This is a genomic window from Pseudomonas sp. ES3-33 (assembly GCF_000952175.1).
GTDB classification, from domain to species: domain Bacteria; phylum Pseudomonadota; class Gammaproteobacteria; order Pseudomonadales; family Pseudomonadaceae; genus Aquipseudomonas; species Aquipseudomonas gregormendelii.
Window position 1 is genome coordinate 57,595 of sequence record NZ_JZRI01000126.1, and the last position, 14,134, is coordinate 71,728.

The 14,134-nt window shown below is 62.6% G+C and carries 11 protein-coding genes; 4 read left to right on the forward strand and 7 right to left on the reverse strand.

The window, feature by feature from the left end; all coding sequences use genetic code 11:
• Nucleotides 1–232: 232 nt before the first annotated feature.
• From UB23_RS21645 to UB23_RS21655, 3 genes are all read right to left on the reverse strand, one after another.
• The gene (locus UB23_RS21645; RefSeq protein ID WP_045061328.1) at nt 233–2,581 is read right to left on the reverse strand and encodes an FdhF/YdeP family oxidoreductase; all 2,349 of its coding nucleotides are present in this window, start codon (nt 2,579–2,581) and stop codon (nt 233–235) included.
• Nucleotides 2,578–3,417 (reverse strand): formate dehydrogenase accessory sulfurtransferase FdhD, encoded by an 840-nt coding sequence (fdhD, locus tag UB23_RS21650; RefSeq protein WP_045061329.1) that lies wholly within the window; start codon nt 3,415–3,417, stop codon nt 2,578–2,580. Before fdhD ends, UB23_RS21645 begins: the two co-directional genes overlap by 4 nt.
• A gap of 91 nt (nt 3,418–3,508) precedes the next feature.
• Nucleotides 3,509–4,396 carry a LysR family transcriptional regulator gene (locus UB23_RS21655; protein WP_045061330.1) on the reverse strand — a complete coding sequence of 296 codons (888 nt, stop codon included), beginning with the start codon at nt 4,394–4,396 and terminating at the stop codon, nt 3,509–3,511.
• Between the two features lie 138 nt (nt 4,397–4,534).
• Between UB23_RS21655 and lysM the strand changes: the two genes are divergently transcribed.
• The gene (gene lysM, locus UB23_RS21660; RefSeq protein WP_045061331.1) at nt 4,535–4,984 is read left to right on the forward strand and encodes a peptidoglycan-binding protein LysM; all 450 of its coding nucleotides are present in this window, start codon (nt 4,535–4,537) and stop codon (nt 4,982–4,984) included.
• 53 nt (nt 4,985–5,037) lie between these two features.
• On the opposite strand, the gene yrfG is transcribed toward lysM, so the two are convergent.
• The gene (gene yrfG, locus UB23_RS21665) at nt 5,038–5,700 is read right to left on the reverse strand and encodes a GMP/IMP nucleotidase (protein ID WP_045061332.1); all 663 of its coding nucleotides are present in this window, start codon (nt 5,698–5,700) and stop codon (nt 5,038–5,040) included.
• 89 nt (nt 5,701–5,789) lie between these two features.
• Here yrfG and nudE point away from each other — a divergent pair, with 89 nt between their 5' ends.
• Complete coding sequence (gene nudE, locus UB23_RS21670; protein WP_045061333.1) at nt 5,790–6,356, forward strand: ADP compounds hydrolase NudE; 567 nt, start codon at nt 5,790–5,792, stop codon at nt 6,354–6,356.
• Nucleotides 6,353–7,180: a 3'(2'),5'-bisphosphate nucleotidase CysQ gene (gene cysQ / locus UB23_RS21675; RefSeq protein ID WP_045061334.1), complete on the forward strand. Its 828-nt coding sequence runs from the start codon at nt 6,353–6,355 to the stop codon at nt 7,178–7,180. Before nudE ends, cysQ begins: the two co-directional genes overlap by 4 nt.
• A 39-nt stretch (nt 7,181–7,219) precedes the next feature.
• Here cysQ and UB23_RS21680 read toward each other — a convergent pair whose 3' ends face one another.
• Genes UB23_RS21680 through UB23_RS21690 form a run of 3 tightly spaced genes read right to left on the reverse strand, consistent with a single transcriptional unit; the run spans nt 7,220 to nt 10,913 of the window.
• Entirely contained in the window at nt 7,220–7,675 is a 456-nt protein-coding gene (locus UB23_RS21680) for a YiiD C-terminal domain-containing protein (protein ID WP_045061335.1), read from the reverse strand.
• Nucleotides 7,676–7,713: 38 nt separating this feature from the next.
• The gene (locus tag UB23_RS21685; protein ID WP_045061336.1) at nt 7,714–9,108 is read right to left on the reverse strand and encodes a sigma-54-dependent transcriptional regulator; all 1,395 of its coding nucleotides are present in this window, start codon (nt 9,106–9,108) and stop codon (nt 7,714–7,716) included.
• A complete protein-coding gene (locus UB23_RS21690; protein ID WP_045061337.1) occupies nt 9,105–10,913 on the reverse strand; it encodes a sensor histidine kinase in 1,809 nt (602 codons plus the stop codon). Before UB23_RS21690 ends, UB23_RS21685 begins: the two co-directional genes overlap by 4 nt.
• Nucleotides 10,914–11,056: 143 nt before the next feature.
• Between UB23_RS21690 and UB23_RS21695 the strand changes: the two genes are divergently transcribed.
• Complete coding sequence (locus UB23_RS21695; protein WP_045061338.1) at nt 11,057–13,969, forward strand: aminotransferase; 2,913 nt, start codon at nt 11,057–11,059, stop codon at nt 13,967–13,969.
• The last annotated feature ends 165 nt before the right edge of the window (nt 13,970–14,134 follow it).

A 14,134-nucleotide genomic window follows, 5' to 3' on the forward strand; every position in this document is an offset into this window, starting at 1 on the left:
TGTTTTTTGGGCGGAACTTAATGCTTTTTCGCTGGTCTTTATCTACTTCAGACAGGCCGTTTCCACACAGAAATGGCCTTTTTTGTGGGCGATTGAAAGGTAATTGCCCGGGCTGACGCTATCGCGGGCAAGCCTTGCTCCCACAAGGCCCTACACTCAGCAAAATCATCTGAACCACAATACGGTGGGAGCAAGGCTTGCCCGCGATGGCGCTGGATCGGCCGAAACAACCCTACGCCGACCTCGCCATGATCAAACCGGTTTCGCTTGCCGCTTCCAACCGGATCGCCACGAATTTCGACGTCGGCGTGTGGCTGCCATCCCCCGTGCTTTCCAACGGCACCAGAGGATTCACCTCCGGATAATAAGCGGCAGCCTGTCCCGCCGGGATATCAAACGCCAGCAACGTGAAACCCTTCACCCGGCGCTCACGCCCATCGTCCCAGATTGAAACGATGTCTGCCTTCTGTCCAGGCTTGAAGCCCAGGCGGATGATGTCGGCTTCGTTGACAAACAGCACGTCGCGCTGCCCCTTGACCCCGCGATACCGGTCATCGAGCCCGTAGATCGTGGTGTTGTACTGATCGTGGGAACGCATCGACTGCATGATCAGATCCGGCAGCACGCCCGTGGCGCGCGTCCGTTCGTGAACCAGGTCCTTAGGCAGGATATTGGGGCGGAAACTGGCCCGGCCCGACGCCGTATTCCACTTGCGGGCACCGGCGCTGTTGCCCAGGTAAAAACCGCCTGGATTCTTCACTTTCTCGTTGAAGTCCTTGAAACCTGGAATGGTATCGGCGATCAGGTCGCGAATGCGGTCGTAGTCGGCCACCAGCCAGCTCCAGTCCACGGGCCGGCTGCCCAGGGTAGCGGCGGCGATACCAGCGATGATCGACGGCTCCGAGCGCATCTGGTTTGACAGCGGTTGCAACTGGCCGTTGGAGGCATGGACCATGCTGAACGAGTCTTCAACGGTCACCGCTTGCGGGCCTTCGGTCTGGATATCGATATCGGTGCGACCCAGGCACGGCAGGATCAGCGCGTCCTTGCCGTGGGCCAGATGGCTGCGGTTGAGCTTGGTGCTGATCTGCACGGTCAGGTCGCAGCTGCTCAGCGCCTTGAAGGTGCGTGGGCTGTCCGGCGTGGCTTGGGCGAAGTTGCCGCCCAGGCCGATGAACACCTTGGCGCGACCCTCGGCCATTGCATGAATCGCCTCAACCACGTTGTGGCCGCTCTCGCGCGGCACCTTGAACTGGAAGCGACGTTCCAGGGAGTCGAGGAACGCCACCGGCGGACGTTCGTTGATGCCCATGGTCCGGTCGCCTTGCACGTTGCTATGGCCACGCACCGGACACAGGCCGGCGCCTGGGCGACCGATGTTGCCGCGCAGCAGCATCAGGTTGGCGATTTCCTGAATCGTCGGCACGGAATGACGGTGTTGGGTAATCCCCATCGCCCAGCACATGATCACGTTCTTGCCCGAGGCGTACATCCGTGCCGCTTGCTCGATCTCCACCAGGGCAAGGCCGGATTGCTCGACGATCTGCTCCCATGGCGTGTCATCGATGGCGCCCATGTACTCCAGCACATTGACGCTGTGCTCATTGAGGAAGTCGTGGTCGAACACGGCGGGCCCGCCAGTCTTCTGCGCGTCGCGCTCCCATTGCAGCAGGAATTTGGCCATGCCGCGCAGCAAGGCCATGTCGCCGCCGAGCGCCGGCCGGAAGTACGCGGTATTGGTCGGCTTGTCGCCATTGGTGAGCATTTCGATCGGGTGCTGCGGATGCTGGAAGCGTTCCAGCCCACGCTCTTTCAACGGGTTGACGCACACCACCTGGGCGCCGCGCTTGACCGCTTCACGCAGCGGCTCCAGCATCCGGGGGTGGTTGGTGCCGGGGTTCTGGCCCCAGACAAATATCGCATCGGCGTGTTCGAAATCGTCGAACGTCACCGTGCCTTTACCCACGCCGACACTCTGCGCCAACGCCACGCCGCTGGCCTCGTGGCACATGTTCGAACAATCGGGGAAGTTGTTGGTGCCATAGGCGCGCACAAACAATTGATACAGGTAGGCCGCTTCGTTACTGGCGCGCCCCGAAGTGTAGAACTCGGCCTGATCCGGGCTCGACAGGCCCTGCAGATGTTTGCCGATCAGGGCGAAGGCCGCTTCCCAGCTGATCGGCTTGTAGCGATCGGTTTCGGCGTCGTAGCTCATCGGTTCGGTCAGGCGGCCCTGATACTCCAGCCAGTAGTCGCTTTGCTCCAGCAGCGAGCTGACGCTGTGTTTGGCGAAGAAGGCAGCATCCACCCGGCGCTTGGTCGCTTCCCAGTTCACGGCTTTGGCGCCGTTCTCACAGAACTTCACCATGCCGCTTTCCGGCGAGTCCCCCCAGGCGCAACCCGGGCAGTCAAAGCCGCCGTTCTGGTTGGTCTTGAGCATCATGCGCAGGTTCTTCAGCGCGTTGTCGCTGGTCAGCCACGCCTGGGCCACACTGATCAGCGCGCCCCAGCCACCGGCCGGGCCTTTGTAGGGCTTGTAGCGGGGGACGGGTTTCTGGTCGGCTTGATGATGTTGGCTCACGTGAGGTTCTCCATCGCAGGGCTGTAGACCCGCGGCGCACTTTTCTGCGGCAGGTGGATGAGATTGAGGTTGTGTCGGCGCGCCCATTGCACAGCAAGGCCCGTAGGCGAAGACAGGCTGACAAGGGTCTGGATGCCTGCGCGCAACACTTTCTGGATCAGTTCGAGGCTGCAACGGCTGGTGACGATCGCCAGCCCCGCGCCAATCGGGATCTCCTGGCGGATCAGGCCACCAATCAGCTTGTCGAGGGCGTTATGCCGGCCGATATCTTCGCGACCCAGCAACAACTCGCCCCGATCATTCATGAACACCGCGGCATGTACTGCTCCGCAGTGTTGGCCAAGGGGCTGGAAAGCACCGATGCGCTGGCGCAAGCCGTCGAGCCAGGCAATCGGAGGCAATGGCGCGCCGGGCAATACTTTCAGGTCTGGCAACGCCTGCTCGACCGCCTCCACTCCGCACAACCCGCAACCGCTGGTTCCGGCCAGTTGCCGGCGTTGCTGCTTGAGGTTCCAGAATGCACGGTTGGCGATAGTGACTTGCGCGTACTGCGCCGAGCCGGAGCCGCTGAGTTGCAGGTCGTAGATGTCGGCGGGGTCGTCGATGATGCCGCTGCCGAGGCTGAAACCGACGATGAAGTCTTCCAGGTCGGTTGGGGTCACCAGCATCACGGCCTGGCTGATGCCGTTGTAGGCAATCGCCAGCGCAACTTCCTCGGCCAGCTCGGTATTGGCCGATCCGGACGCATCAAGGTTGTTGTAGCTGTAAGTCTGACTCGCAGCGGGCGCGGGCGTTTCGAGGGCAGGCGCCGCGCAGGCTGGGCGCTTGGCGTTCATGGCATCACCACGGTTTGATCAGCTTTAAGCCTAGGCGCGTCAAACGGTCGCGTCTAATCGCTAATACTGATGTGCCGATAGATGGCGTCGATCAAGCGTCCGTGGATGATTTTTGATAAATCGCAAAACACGCCTCGGCCAGTGCCGATCGAGGGGCGCTGCGCCGCATGATCAACCCCAGGCGCGCGAGAGTCTGGGCGTTTTCAATGGGTTGCAGGCGCAGGTGGTCGGTGAGGTTTTCCAGGCCGCCATCCAGCGGCATCACGGCGCAACACAAGCCGCCGTGCACAGCTTGTAACAGTTGATGCACGGCGTCGGTCTGCAGCAGAGGCTGGGGACTGAGGCCACGACTGTGGAAATTGTGGTCGATGGATTGGCGAAAGTGCATGCCGCTGGTGAGCATGCCCAGCGGTAATTCGATCAACGACTCCCAACTCAGCGGTGCCTCGCTAAAACTGTAGAAGCGCTGATCGTAAAGCAGGCCCATGCGGGTTTCGCTGAAGGCCAGGGAGTCGAAGCGCTCGCCGTCGAGGCGTTCCAGGTAAGACACGCCGAGGTCCAGGCGGTTGTTCGCCAGTTGTTCGAGAATTTGCTCGGAGCTCAATGCAGACAACTCGAAGCGCAGGTTCGGGTGTTCCGCATGCAGGCGCTGCATCAACGGCAATGGATCGAAACTCGATAACGGCACCACCCCCAGGCGCAGGGTGCCGACCAGATTGCCGCGACAGGCGGCCGCCTCGGCTTGCAGCCCGTCGTAGGCCGCCAGCACCGTGCGCGCCCACGCCAGCACTCGCTCGCCCGGCGCGGTAAAGCCTTCAAAGCGTTGGCCGCGGTTGACCAGGGGTAATTCGAGCTCTTCTTCAAGGCTGCGCAAACGCATCGACAAGGTCGGTTGAGTGATGTGGCAGCGCGCGGCGGCCTGGCCGAAATGTCGCGTTTCGTCGAGTGCGATGAGAAATTTCAGCTGCTTGATGTCCATCTTCGCTCCAGGGCGCAGGAAGGCGCCGATTCTAGCCCCTGGCGGGAAGCGGCGTCATTGGTCGGGTTGGAACCGCAGTGTGCAAGCTTGGTCTAGGCTTTTGCGTCTGGACCCTTTTATTACCATGGAGAGCACACGATGAGCCTTTTCAGTTTTCTCAAAGAAGCCGGTGAAAAAATCCTCGATGCGCTGACGCCGGACAAGGCCGAAGCCAATAGTGAGGCGCTGACCAAGCACGTCAAGGATGCGCTGACGGGCATCGATACTTCGAAGATCCAGGTCAAGGTCGAGGGCGACAAGGTGATCGCCAGTGGTGAAGCCGCCACCCAGGAAGAGAAAGAAAAGATCCTGTTGTCCCTGGGCAACGTGGCGGGCGTCAGTGGTGTTGAAGACCAGATTACCGTGACCGGGCCAGTGATGGTGGCTGCGAAGTTTGTGGTGGTGGAGAAGGGCGATACGCTGAGCGCGATTTCCCTGCGGGTGTATGGCAATGCCAACTTGTACAACAAGATTTTCGAAGCCAACAAACCGATGCTCAAGGATGTGAACAAGATCTATCCGGGGCAGTCGTTGCGGATTCCAGAGTAAAGCTTTAGATAGCCATCGCGGGCAAGGCTTGCCCGCGATGCAGCCGACTCGGTCTAGAGCCCTGCAACAAGCTGCCGATAGTCCTCAACCGCCGCAAATTCCTCCGTGTCCTTGGGCCCTTTGCGGCTGTCCGGCTCCCGCACCGCCAGCAGATGTGCCACGCCAAAGTCCCGCGCACTGCGCAAAATCGGCAGCGTGTCGTCAATAAACAGGCTGCGCGCCGGATCGAAGCCGATATCCGCCTGCAGGGCGTCCCAGAACTGCGGATTTTCCTTGGGAAAGCCGTAATCGTGGGAGCTGATCAGCCGCTCGAAGTAAGGCGCCAGTTCAATCCGTTCAAGCTTGAGTGACAGGGAATCGCGGTGGGCGTTGGTGATCATCACCACCCGCTTGCCGGCTTTTTTAATCGCCGCCAGGAACGTGTCCGCGTCCGGGCGCAGGGCGATCAGGTGCGCGGTCTCCAGTTTCAACTCGCGAACCGACAACTTCAGCTCGGTGCTCCAGAAGTCCAGGCAATACCACTGCAACTGTCCGGCGTGGCGTTCGAACAGCGGCTGCAACTCCATCTCGGCCATCGCCAGGCTGACTCCATGCAGCTGTGCATAGCGTTGCGGCAGGTGCTCCAGCCAGAAATGGTTGTCAAAATGCAGGTCCAGCAAGGTGCCGTCCATGTCCAGCAAAACGGTATCGATGTCATGCCAGGGCAGCAGGGACATAAAAACTTCTCCAGCGGTAAAAAGGATATCCGGGGTCAACATTCAGGATAGGCCGGGTATAGTAACTCGCTATCACCCAGGAGCCGCTCATGCGCCAGAAACCTACCATCCTCGCTCGCGAGATCGTCGCCACCAGCCGCCTGTTCTGCGTCGAAGAGCTGAAGTTGCGCTTTTCCAATGGCGTCGAGCGCACTTATGAGCGACTGGTCGGCAAGGGCGCCGGCTATGGCGCGGTGATGATCGTGGCGATGCTGGACGCGGATCATGCGGTGCTGGTCGAGGAGTACTGCGGCGGCACCGATGAGTACGAGATGTCGTTGCCCAAGGGTTTGATCGAACCCGGCGAAGACGTGCTGGCGGCGGCCGAACGCGAGCTCAAGGAGGAAGCCGGGTATGGCGCGCGGCAGCTGGAACACCTGACCGAATTGTCTTTGTCGCCCGGCTACATGAGCCAGAAGATCCAGGTGGTGCTGGCCACGGATTTGTACGAGGAACGCCTGGAAGGCGACGAGCCCGAGCCGATGGGCGTAAGCAAGGTCAACCTGCGCGAGCTGTCGGCGCTGGCGCAGAACCCGCAATTCACCGAAGGCCGTGCGTTGGCCGCGCTCTATCTGGCCCGGGATCTGCTGACACAGCGTGGGGTGTACCAGCCATGAATTTCCCACATCCTCTGATGGCGCCCGTGATCGAACTGGCATTGCAGGCAGGCGACGCCATTTTGCCGTTCTGGCGCACCGGCACGGCCGTGACTGCCAAGGCCGACTATTCGCCCGTCACAGCAGCTGACCTGGCGGCTCACCATCTGATTCTGGACGGGCTGACCGCTCTGGACCCAAGCATCCCGGTGCTCTCGGAAGAAGACGCCAACATCCCCCAAAGCGTGCGCGCCGGCTGGCAGCGCTGGTGGCTGGTCGATCCGCTGGACGGGACCAAGGAATTCATCTCGGGCAGCGAGGAGTTCACCGTCAACATCGCCCTGATCGAGCAAGGCCGCGTGGTGTTTGGGGTGGTATCGATGCCGACCAATGGGCGCGTTTATGTCGGAGGCGCAGGCATGGGGGCATGGCGCGGGGATAAAGGTGCCGAGCCTTTGCCTATTCAGGTCCGCCAAGTGCCGCCGGCAGGTGAGCCTTTTACCGTAGTCGCCAGCCGCCGGCATTCGAGCCCCGAGCAGGAGCGCTTGCTTGCAGGCTTGAGCGCGAGTCTCGGTGAGCTGGAGTTGGCCAACATCGGCAGCTCATTGAAGTTTTGCCTGCTGGCCGAAGGCGCGGCGGACTGTTATCCGCGCCTGGCGCCGACTTCGCAGTGGGACACGGCGGCGGCCCAGGGAGTGCTGGAAGGTGCCGGGGGCGAGGTGCTGGAGTTGAGCGGTAAAACGTTCAGTTACCCGGCGCGGGAGTCGTTGTTGAACGGGTTTTTCCTGGCGCTGCCGGCCCAGGCGTCCTGGCGACAGCAGTTGTTGGAACTGGCTCAGGGTTAACGATCGAAAACATCGCAGCCTGGCTGCGATTTTTTGATCTTAACGGTGCAAAACGTACTGCCCGCTAAACGTCACCGCATCCTCGGCACCCTCGGCATTCACAATCCGCGATTGCAGGGTCAATCTCGCCCGCCCATACCGCCGGTACATCGCCAAAAATTTCTTCCACTGCGCCGCACCGGGCGCCTGGCAAATCGCAATCGCGTCCATGGTCACCGGCAGCGGATAACTGATTTGCCCTTCCTGAATCACGATGTGCCCGTCTTCAATGCCTTCCTCGCGCAACCGCAGGTGCAACCAGCCCCAACCCGCCAGTACGGCGGCGCAATACAGGCTGCCGCCAAACATCGTGCTCTTGTGGTTGACGTTGGCCTCCAGCGGCAGGTGCAGGCGTAACTGCTGGTCGTGCCAGTCGAGCACCTTGAGGCCCATGTCCCGTGTCAGGGGAATGTCGTGGTGCAGGATGCTTTCCAGGTGACGACTGTCGAGGTTCATGAACGCTCTCTTGTAGGTGGCGGTGATTGGACGGTAGCTCAGTCGAGTTCGTCGGTGGCGGTGTGGGCGCCACCATCGGCAAAGTTGAGGCCGTGCTTGCGTAGTTTGTCGTGCAGGGTTTTGCGCGGGATGCCCAGTGCTTCCGCCAGGCTGCGGACCGAGCTGTGGGAGCGCGCGAGCTCGGCCGCGATCAGGCTCTTCTCGAAGTTTTCCCCCTGTTCGCTCAACCCGCCACTGATCACCTCTGCCGTGACCCCGGATGTGCCATCCGGTGCGCTGTTGTCCAGGGCCAGTTCCAGGCCCAGGGCGAAGCGCTCGGCGGCGTTTTGCAGCTCCCGTACGTTGCCTGGCCAGGTGTGGCGCAATAGCAGGGCGCGTTGACCCGGTTGCAGTTCGTGGGGAGGCAGACCGTGGCGGGCGCTGGCCTCGTTGGCGAAATGCTGGAACAGCATCAGGGCATCTTCGCCGCGCTCGCGCAAAGGCGGGATGCGCAGCGGCGCTACATTGAGGCGGTAGTACAGGTCGGCCCGAAAACGGCCTTGGTCGGCAGATTGGCGCAGGTCTTCCTTGGTTGCAGCGATGACGCGGATGTCCAGCGGGATCTGCTGGTTGCCGCCAAGCCGCTCAACCACTCGCTCTTGCAGCAGGCGCAACAGTTTGACCTGCACATCCAGGCTCATGCTCTCGATTTCATCGAGAAACAGCGTGCCGCCGTTGGCGAATTCGAACTTGCCGATGCGGCGCTTCTGCGCCCCGGTGAAAGCCCCGGGCTCGTGCCCGAACAGCTCACTCTCCACCACCGATTCAGCCAGGGCGCCGGCATTGATTGCCACGAATGGCCCGTTGCGCCGACTCGACAGATCGTGCAGCGCGCGGGCGACCACTTCCTTGCCCGCGCCGGTTTCGCCAAGGATCAGCACGTCCGCCCGGGTGGCCGCCAAGGCGCCGATCTGCTCGCGCAGGCGCGCCATTGGCGCTGAATGTCCCACCAGGCGGGCGCTCAGCTCGTTGCGATCGCTCAGTGCCAGGCGCAGGCTGCGGTTATCCAGCACCAACCGGCGCAGGGCCAGCGCCCGGCGCACGCTGTCGAGCAGGGCATCGCTGGCGAAAGGTTTTTCCAGGAAGTCGTAGGCCCCGGCGCGCATCGCTTGCACCGCCAGCGGTACGTCGCCATGGCCGGTGATCAACAACACCGGCAGCTCCGGGTCCTGGGCATGCAGGTCGGTCAGCAGTTCGAGACCGTCCATGCCCGGCATGCGAATATCGCTGACCACCACGCCCGGCCAGTCTCGCTCCAGCTGGGCAGCCAGGCCCTTGGCTTCGGCCAGCGGCAGGATCTTCAGGCCGGCAAGGTCCAGCGTCTGGCTCAGGGCCTGGCGCAAGTGCGGATCGTCGTCGATCAGCACGACCTGGATGCGGTTGTCGATGGTCATGCACTTCGGTCCTCGGACGGTTGCAGGCTCACGCCCGGTGCGCCTGCGCGCAATTTCAAGGTAATCAGCGCGCCGCCTTCCTTGTGGTTGGAGAACGACAGTTCACCACCGAAGGCGCGCATCAGTGTTTCGCAGATCGCCAGCCCCAGCCCCAGGCCCTGGGTGCGGGTCTTGGTGGTGTAGAAAGGTTCGCTGGCGCGGCCCAGGGCTTCCATGCAAAAACCCGGGCCATTGTCGCGAATGTACAGGTTGACGCCTTCGGCAGTGGATTGGGCACTCAGCCACAGTTTACGCGGCGGGCCTTTTTCCGTAAGAGCGTCCAGGGCATTCGCCAGCAAATTGCCCAGCACCTGGCGCAGGCGGGTTTCGCCGGCTTCAACCCACAAGGTGGCGGCCGGCAAATCGCGGATCAGTTCGACCTCCATGCTGCGCCGGCGCTTGGCGAGCAGGGCCAGTGCGTCGTCCAGCGCCGGTTGCAGGGCGACACTCTCCGGCGCATGGCGATCGCGGCGGGCGAATGCGCGCAAGTGGGCGATGATTGACGCCATGCGCGCGGTCAGTTCACTGATCAGTTTGAGATTGCCACGGGCATCGTCGGTGCGCTGGTGATCGAGCAGCACCTCGGCGTTTTCCGCATAGCTGCGGATCGCCGCCAGCGGCTGATTCAACTCATGACTGATGCTGGCGGACATCGTCCCCAGTGCCGACAGCTTGCCGGCCTGCACCAGGTCATCTTGGGCGCGCACCAATTCCTGCTGCGCCTGTTCGCGTTCCAGCACTTCCTCCTTGAGCCGCCGGTTGAGGCCTTCAAGGTCGCTGGTGCGCTCGGCAACCCGGCCTTCGAGTTCGCGACGGGCCTTGGCCTCGAAGGCGATTCGCTCCAGGTAATGGCGGCGGCGCTGCATCATCAGGCCGAGCAGCAGCATCAACACCAGCAGGGTGGCGCCGCCAATGGCAACGACCGTGCGCACCGGGCGGTCGATCAGGGTCCGCGGTGCGAGGATGTTCACCGTCCAGCCGGTCTCGTCGATCTGGTGGGACTGGGTCAGCCACGCATCGGGGTTGAGCTTGAGCGGCTGGGGATCGCGAGTGGGGTAGGGTTGGATCGCCGTGATCGCCTTGTTCTCCGCCTCGCTCAAGGTGCGGGTCGAACGAAAGCGCCATTCCGGCCGTGAGGTGAGAATGACCACGCCATTCTGATCGGTGGCCAACAGCTGTTCCGGGGTGTTGCCCCATAGGCTCTCGGTATGGTCGAGGTCAACCTTGACCACCAATACGCCGATGATCTTTTCGCCTTGACGAACTGCCGCCGCAAAAAAATAGCCACGCTTGGCCGAGGTCGTGCCCAGGCCGAAGAAGCGCCCAAGGCGACCGGCCATGGCTTCGCTGAAGTAGGGGCGGAAGGAAAAATTGCGCCCCACGAAGCTGTCGTGTTTGTCCCAGTTGGACGCCGCCAGGGTTTTGCCGGTGGTGTCCATCAGGTACATGACTTCGGCGCCGGTCTGGGCGCTGATGTTTTTCAGCAGGCGGTTGGCGTTGCCTTGGCTCACGCCGTCGTCCGGCGCGCCCAGTACGGCGCGCAGGGCTGGAAGCTCGCCGAGAATCTGCGGCAGCACCTCATAACGGTGCAGGGTGCCAAGCAGGTTGGCGACGTACAGGTCAAGTGTCTGGCGGTTCTGCCCGGCCAGTTCGCTGCGGTAATAGCGTTCGGCCAGATGCTCCAGCGGCCACAGCAACGGCGCCAGGCATAGCGCGAGCAGTGCGAGGCTGCGCCAGCGGGGTCTGCGGGGGAGAGTCGGGGTCATGAGGTCGAGCGCCTGTCGCGTTGATGGTCGGCATTCTTGCGCAAAGTGCCGGGTGGCGCGAGGGGTGTGTGATTGTGGGGGGTTGCGTATCGCCCCAAGCAATGGCGATATAAGCGCCTGATCAAATTCTCAGGGGTCGTTGTATGCCGCTCGCCACGTTGATTCATCGCGCCAGTTTGCCCAGCCCACAAGTGTCGGCCGAGCTTGCGCTTGGGCTGCTCGCAGAGCATTACGGGTTGAGCGCAACGCTGCGGGCCCTGGGCAGTCAGCAGGATCTTAATTACCGCGTCGACAGCGATCAGGGGCGCTTCGTCCTGAAAATCTGCCGCGGCGACTATGCCGTGCAAGAGCTGCAAGCCCAGCATGCAGGCCTCAAGCACCTGGCCGAAAAGGCCGGGGTGCAAGTGCCCCGGGTTATTTGCGCCAGGAGCGGCGCGGACCTGCTGACCCTGCAAGTGGCCGATCAGACCGTGCATGTGCGGCTGCTGGGTTACATCGACGGTCAGCCGCTGACAGACCTCGATCACCTGCCCAGTGCCGTCGTTGCCGGGTTCGGGCGGCTCTGCGGCGAAATGGACCTGGCGCTGGCCGACTTTGATCATCCCGGCCTGACCCGCACGCTGCAATGGGATGCCCGTCACGCCAATGCGCTGATTGCGCACTTGCTGCCGGTGATCAAGGATGACACGCAGCGCCGGCAAATCGCCGATGCAGCGGAACGCGCCGAACGGCATCTGCAACCGCTGGTGGACAAGCTGCCGGTGCAGGCCATTCACATGGACATCACCGACGACAACGTAGTCTGGCAACGCGATGCTGATCGCCTGTGGCAATTACAGGGCGTGATCGATTTCGGCGACCTGATCCGTACCTGGCGCATCACCGATCTGTCGGTGACCTGCGCGGCGCTGTTGCATCATGCCGGTGGCGATCCGTTTTACATCCTGCCGGCGGTGCAGGCGTATCACGCGGTCAATCCACTGGAGCACGCAGAGCTCCTGGCGCTGTGGCCGCTGATCGTGGCCCGCGCCGCCGTGCTGGTGCTCAGTGGCGAGCAGCAGGTGAGCATCGATCCGGGCAATGCCTACAGCCGTGACAACCTGACCCACGAGTGGGAAATCTTTCGCGTGGCCACTTCGGTACCGTTGGAATTGATGGAGGCGGCGATCCTGTCTGCCGTCGGTCAGCACCTGCCGGGCATTGGCAGCGAAGGGTTTGCCCCGCTGCTGCCGGGCCTGGTCGGACGAGAGTTTGCCCTGATTGACCTGGGCGTCCTGAGCCCGCATTTCGAAGCCGGCAACTGGGAACAGCCGGGCATCGATCAGCGCCTGCTGGACGAGGCCGCCGCCTTGCATGAACTGGCGGCCAGTCGTAACGGGCAATATCGCCTGTCGCGCACCCAGCCGGATTCGTTTCGCGAGCCGGACACTTGCCCGCTGCACGTCGAATTAAGGGTGCCCATGGGCACGGCGGTCGAGTCGCCGTTTGCCGGCATGGTCCATGAACCCGAGCCGGGTGTGCTGCAACTCGATGGCCCGCAATTGAGCCTGCGGTTGTGGGGCGTCCAGCCGTCGCTGCACACGGGCGCGGCACTGGTCAAAGGCCAGGTGCTGGGTGCAGTGAACGGGCCGCTGCGGGTGCAGCTGTGTCGCGGCGCTTCGCTAAACGCGCCGTTGTTCTGCACACCTTCCCGCGCTGCCGCCTGGCAGGCGCTATGCCCGTCGCCGGCAAGCCTGCTGGGGCTGGCCTGCGATGCGGAACAGGAGCTGGATTCGCAGACCCTGCTGGCGCGTCGCGAGGCCAGTTTCGCCCGCACGCAAAAACACTACTACGTGGACCCGCCGCGTATCGAGCGCGGCTGGCGCAATCACCTGATCGACATGCAGGGCCGCTCCTATCTCGACATGCTCAACAACGTTGCAGTCTTGGGTCATGGCCATCCGCGCATGGCGGCGGTCGCCAGTCGCCAGTGGTCGCTGCTCAATACCAACTCACGGTTCAACTACGCGGCAGTCGCCGAGTTTTCCGAGCGACTGCTCAAACTGGCGCCGGACTCCATGGACCGGGTGTTCCTGGTCAACAGCGGCAGCGAGGCCAATGACCTGGCCATTCGCCTGGCCTGGGCCTACAGCGGCGGGCGCGACATGCTCAGCGTGCTGGAGGCTTATCACGGCTGGACGGTGGGCGCGGACGCCGTTTCGACCTCGATCGCCGACAACCCCCAGGCCTTGAGCAGCCGGCCGGACTGGGTGCATCCGGTGACGGCGCCGAACACCTATCGCGGCGAATTCCGTGGCCCCGACAGTGCTCCCGATTACGTGCGCAGCGTCGAGCACCACCTGGCGAAAATCGCCGGGCAGCAGCGCCAGCTTGCCGGGTTCATTTGCGAACCGGTCTATGGCAACGCGGGCGGAATCTCGTTGCCGCCGGGTTATTTGAAGCAGGTCTACGCCCTGGTACGCGCCCAGGGTGGGGTGTGCATCGCCGATGAAGTGCAGGTCGGCTACGGTCGCATGGGCCACTTTTTCTGGGGGTTTGAGGAGCAGGGCGTGGTGCCGGACATCATCACCATGGCCAAGGGCATGGGCAACGGCCAGCCCTTGGGCGCGGTGATCACTCACCGGGAAATCGCCGAGGCGCTGGAGGCCGAGGGCTATTTCTTCTCGTCGGCGGGTGGCAGTCCGGTGAGCTGCCAGATCGGCATGGCGGTGCTGGATGTGATGGAGGAAGAAAAACTCTGGGACAACGCTCAGGTCGTGGGCGGGTACTTCAAGGAGCGACTTGAGGCCCTGATCGATATTCATCCGCTGGTGGGCGCGGTGCACGGTTCCGGATTTTATCTTGGGGTGGAGCTGATCCGTAACCGCGAGACCCTGGAGCCGGCGACGCAGGAGACCACGGCACTATGTGATCGGCTGCGCGAGCTGGGGATTTTCATGCAGCCGACGGGGGATTACCTGAACGTGCTGAAAATCAAACCGCCGATGGTGACGTCGCGCCGGAGTGTGGATTTCTTTGTGGATATGCTTTCGAAGGTGCTTGCAGAGGGCCTTTGAACCCTATGCCCATTGCGCTGTTGGGCGCTGTTGGGCGCTGTTGGGCTGTGTTGATGGCGTGTAGGAGCTGTCGAGTGCAACGAGGCTGCGATCTTTTGATCTTAAAAAATACAACATCAAAAGATCGCAGCCTCGTTGCACTCGGCAGCTCCTACGCAGCTCCTA

Bases quoted from the DNA above. Each gene is read 5' to 3' on its own strand.
- fdhD (WP_045061329.1), bottom strand. From the start codon at position 3,417: ATGAACGCCAAGCGCCCAGCCTGCGCGGCGCCTGCCCTCGAAACGCCC.
- UB23_RS21655 (WP_045061330.1), bottom strand. From the start codon at position 4,396: ATGGACATCAAGCAGCTGAAATTTCTCATCGCACTCGACGAAACGCGA.
- lysM (WP_045061331.1), top strand. From the start codon at position 4,535: ATGAGCCTTTTCAGTTTTCTCAAAGAAGCCGGTGAAAAAATCCTCGAT.
- yrfG (WP_045061332.1), bottom strand. From the start codon at position 5,700: ATGTCCCTGCTGCCCTGGCATGACATCGATACCGTTTTGCTGGACATG.
- nudE (WP_045061333.1), top strand. From the start codon at position 5,790: ATGCGCCAGAAACCTACCATCCTCGCTCGCGAGATCGTCGCCACCAGC.
- cysQ (WP_045061334.1), top strand. From the start codon at position 6,353: ATGAATTTCCCACATCCTCTGATGGCGCCCGTGATCGAACTGGCATTG.
- UB23_RS21680 (WP_045061335.1), bottom strand. From the start codon at position 7,675: ATGAACCTCGACAGTCGTCACCTGGAAAGCATCCTGCACCACGACATT.
- UB23_RS21685 (WP_045061336.1), bottom strand. From the start codon at position 9,108: ATGACCATCGACAACCGCATCCAGGTCGTGCTGATCGACGACGATCCG.
- UB23_RS21690 (WP_045061337.1), bottom strand. From the start codon at position 10,913: ATGACCCCGACTCTCCCCCGCAGACCCCGCTGGCGCAGCCTCGCACTG.
- UB23_RS21695 (WP_045061338.1), top strand. From the start codon at position 11,057: ATGCCGCTCGCCACGTTGATTCATCGCGCCAGTTTGCCCAGCCCACAA.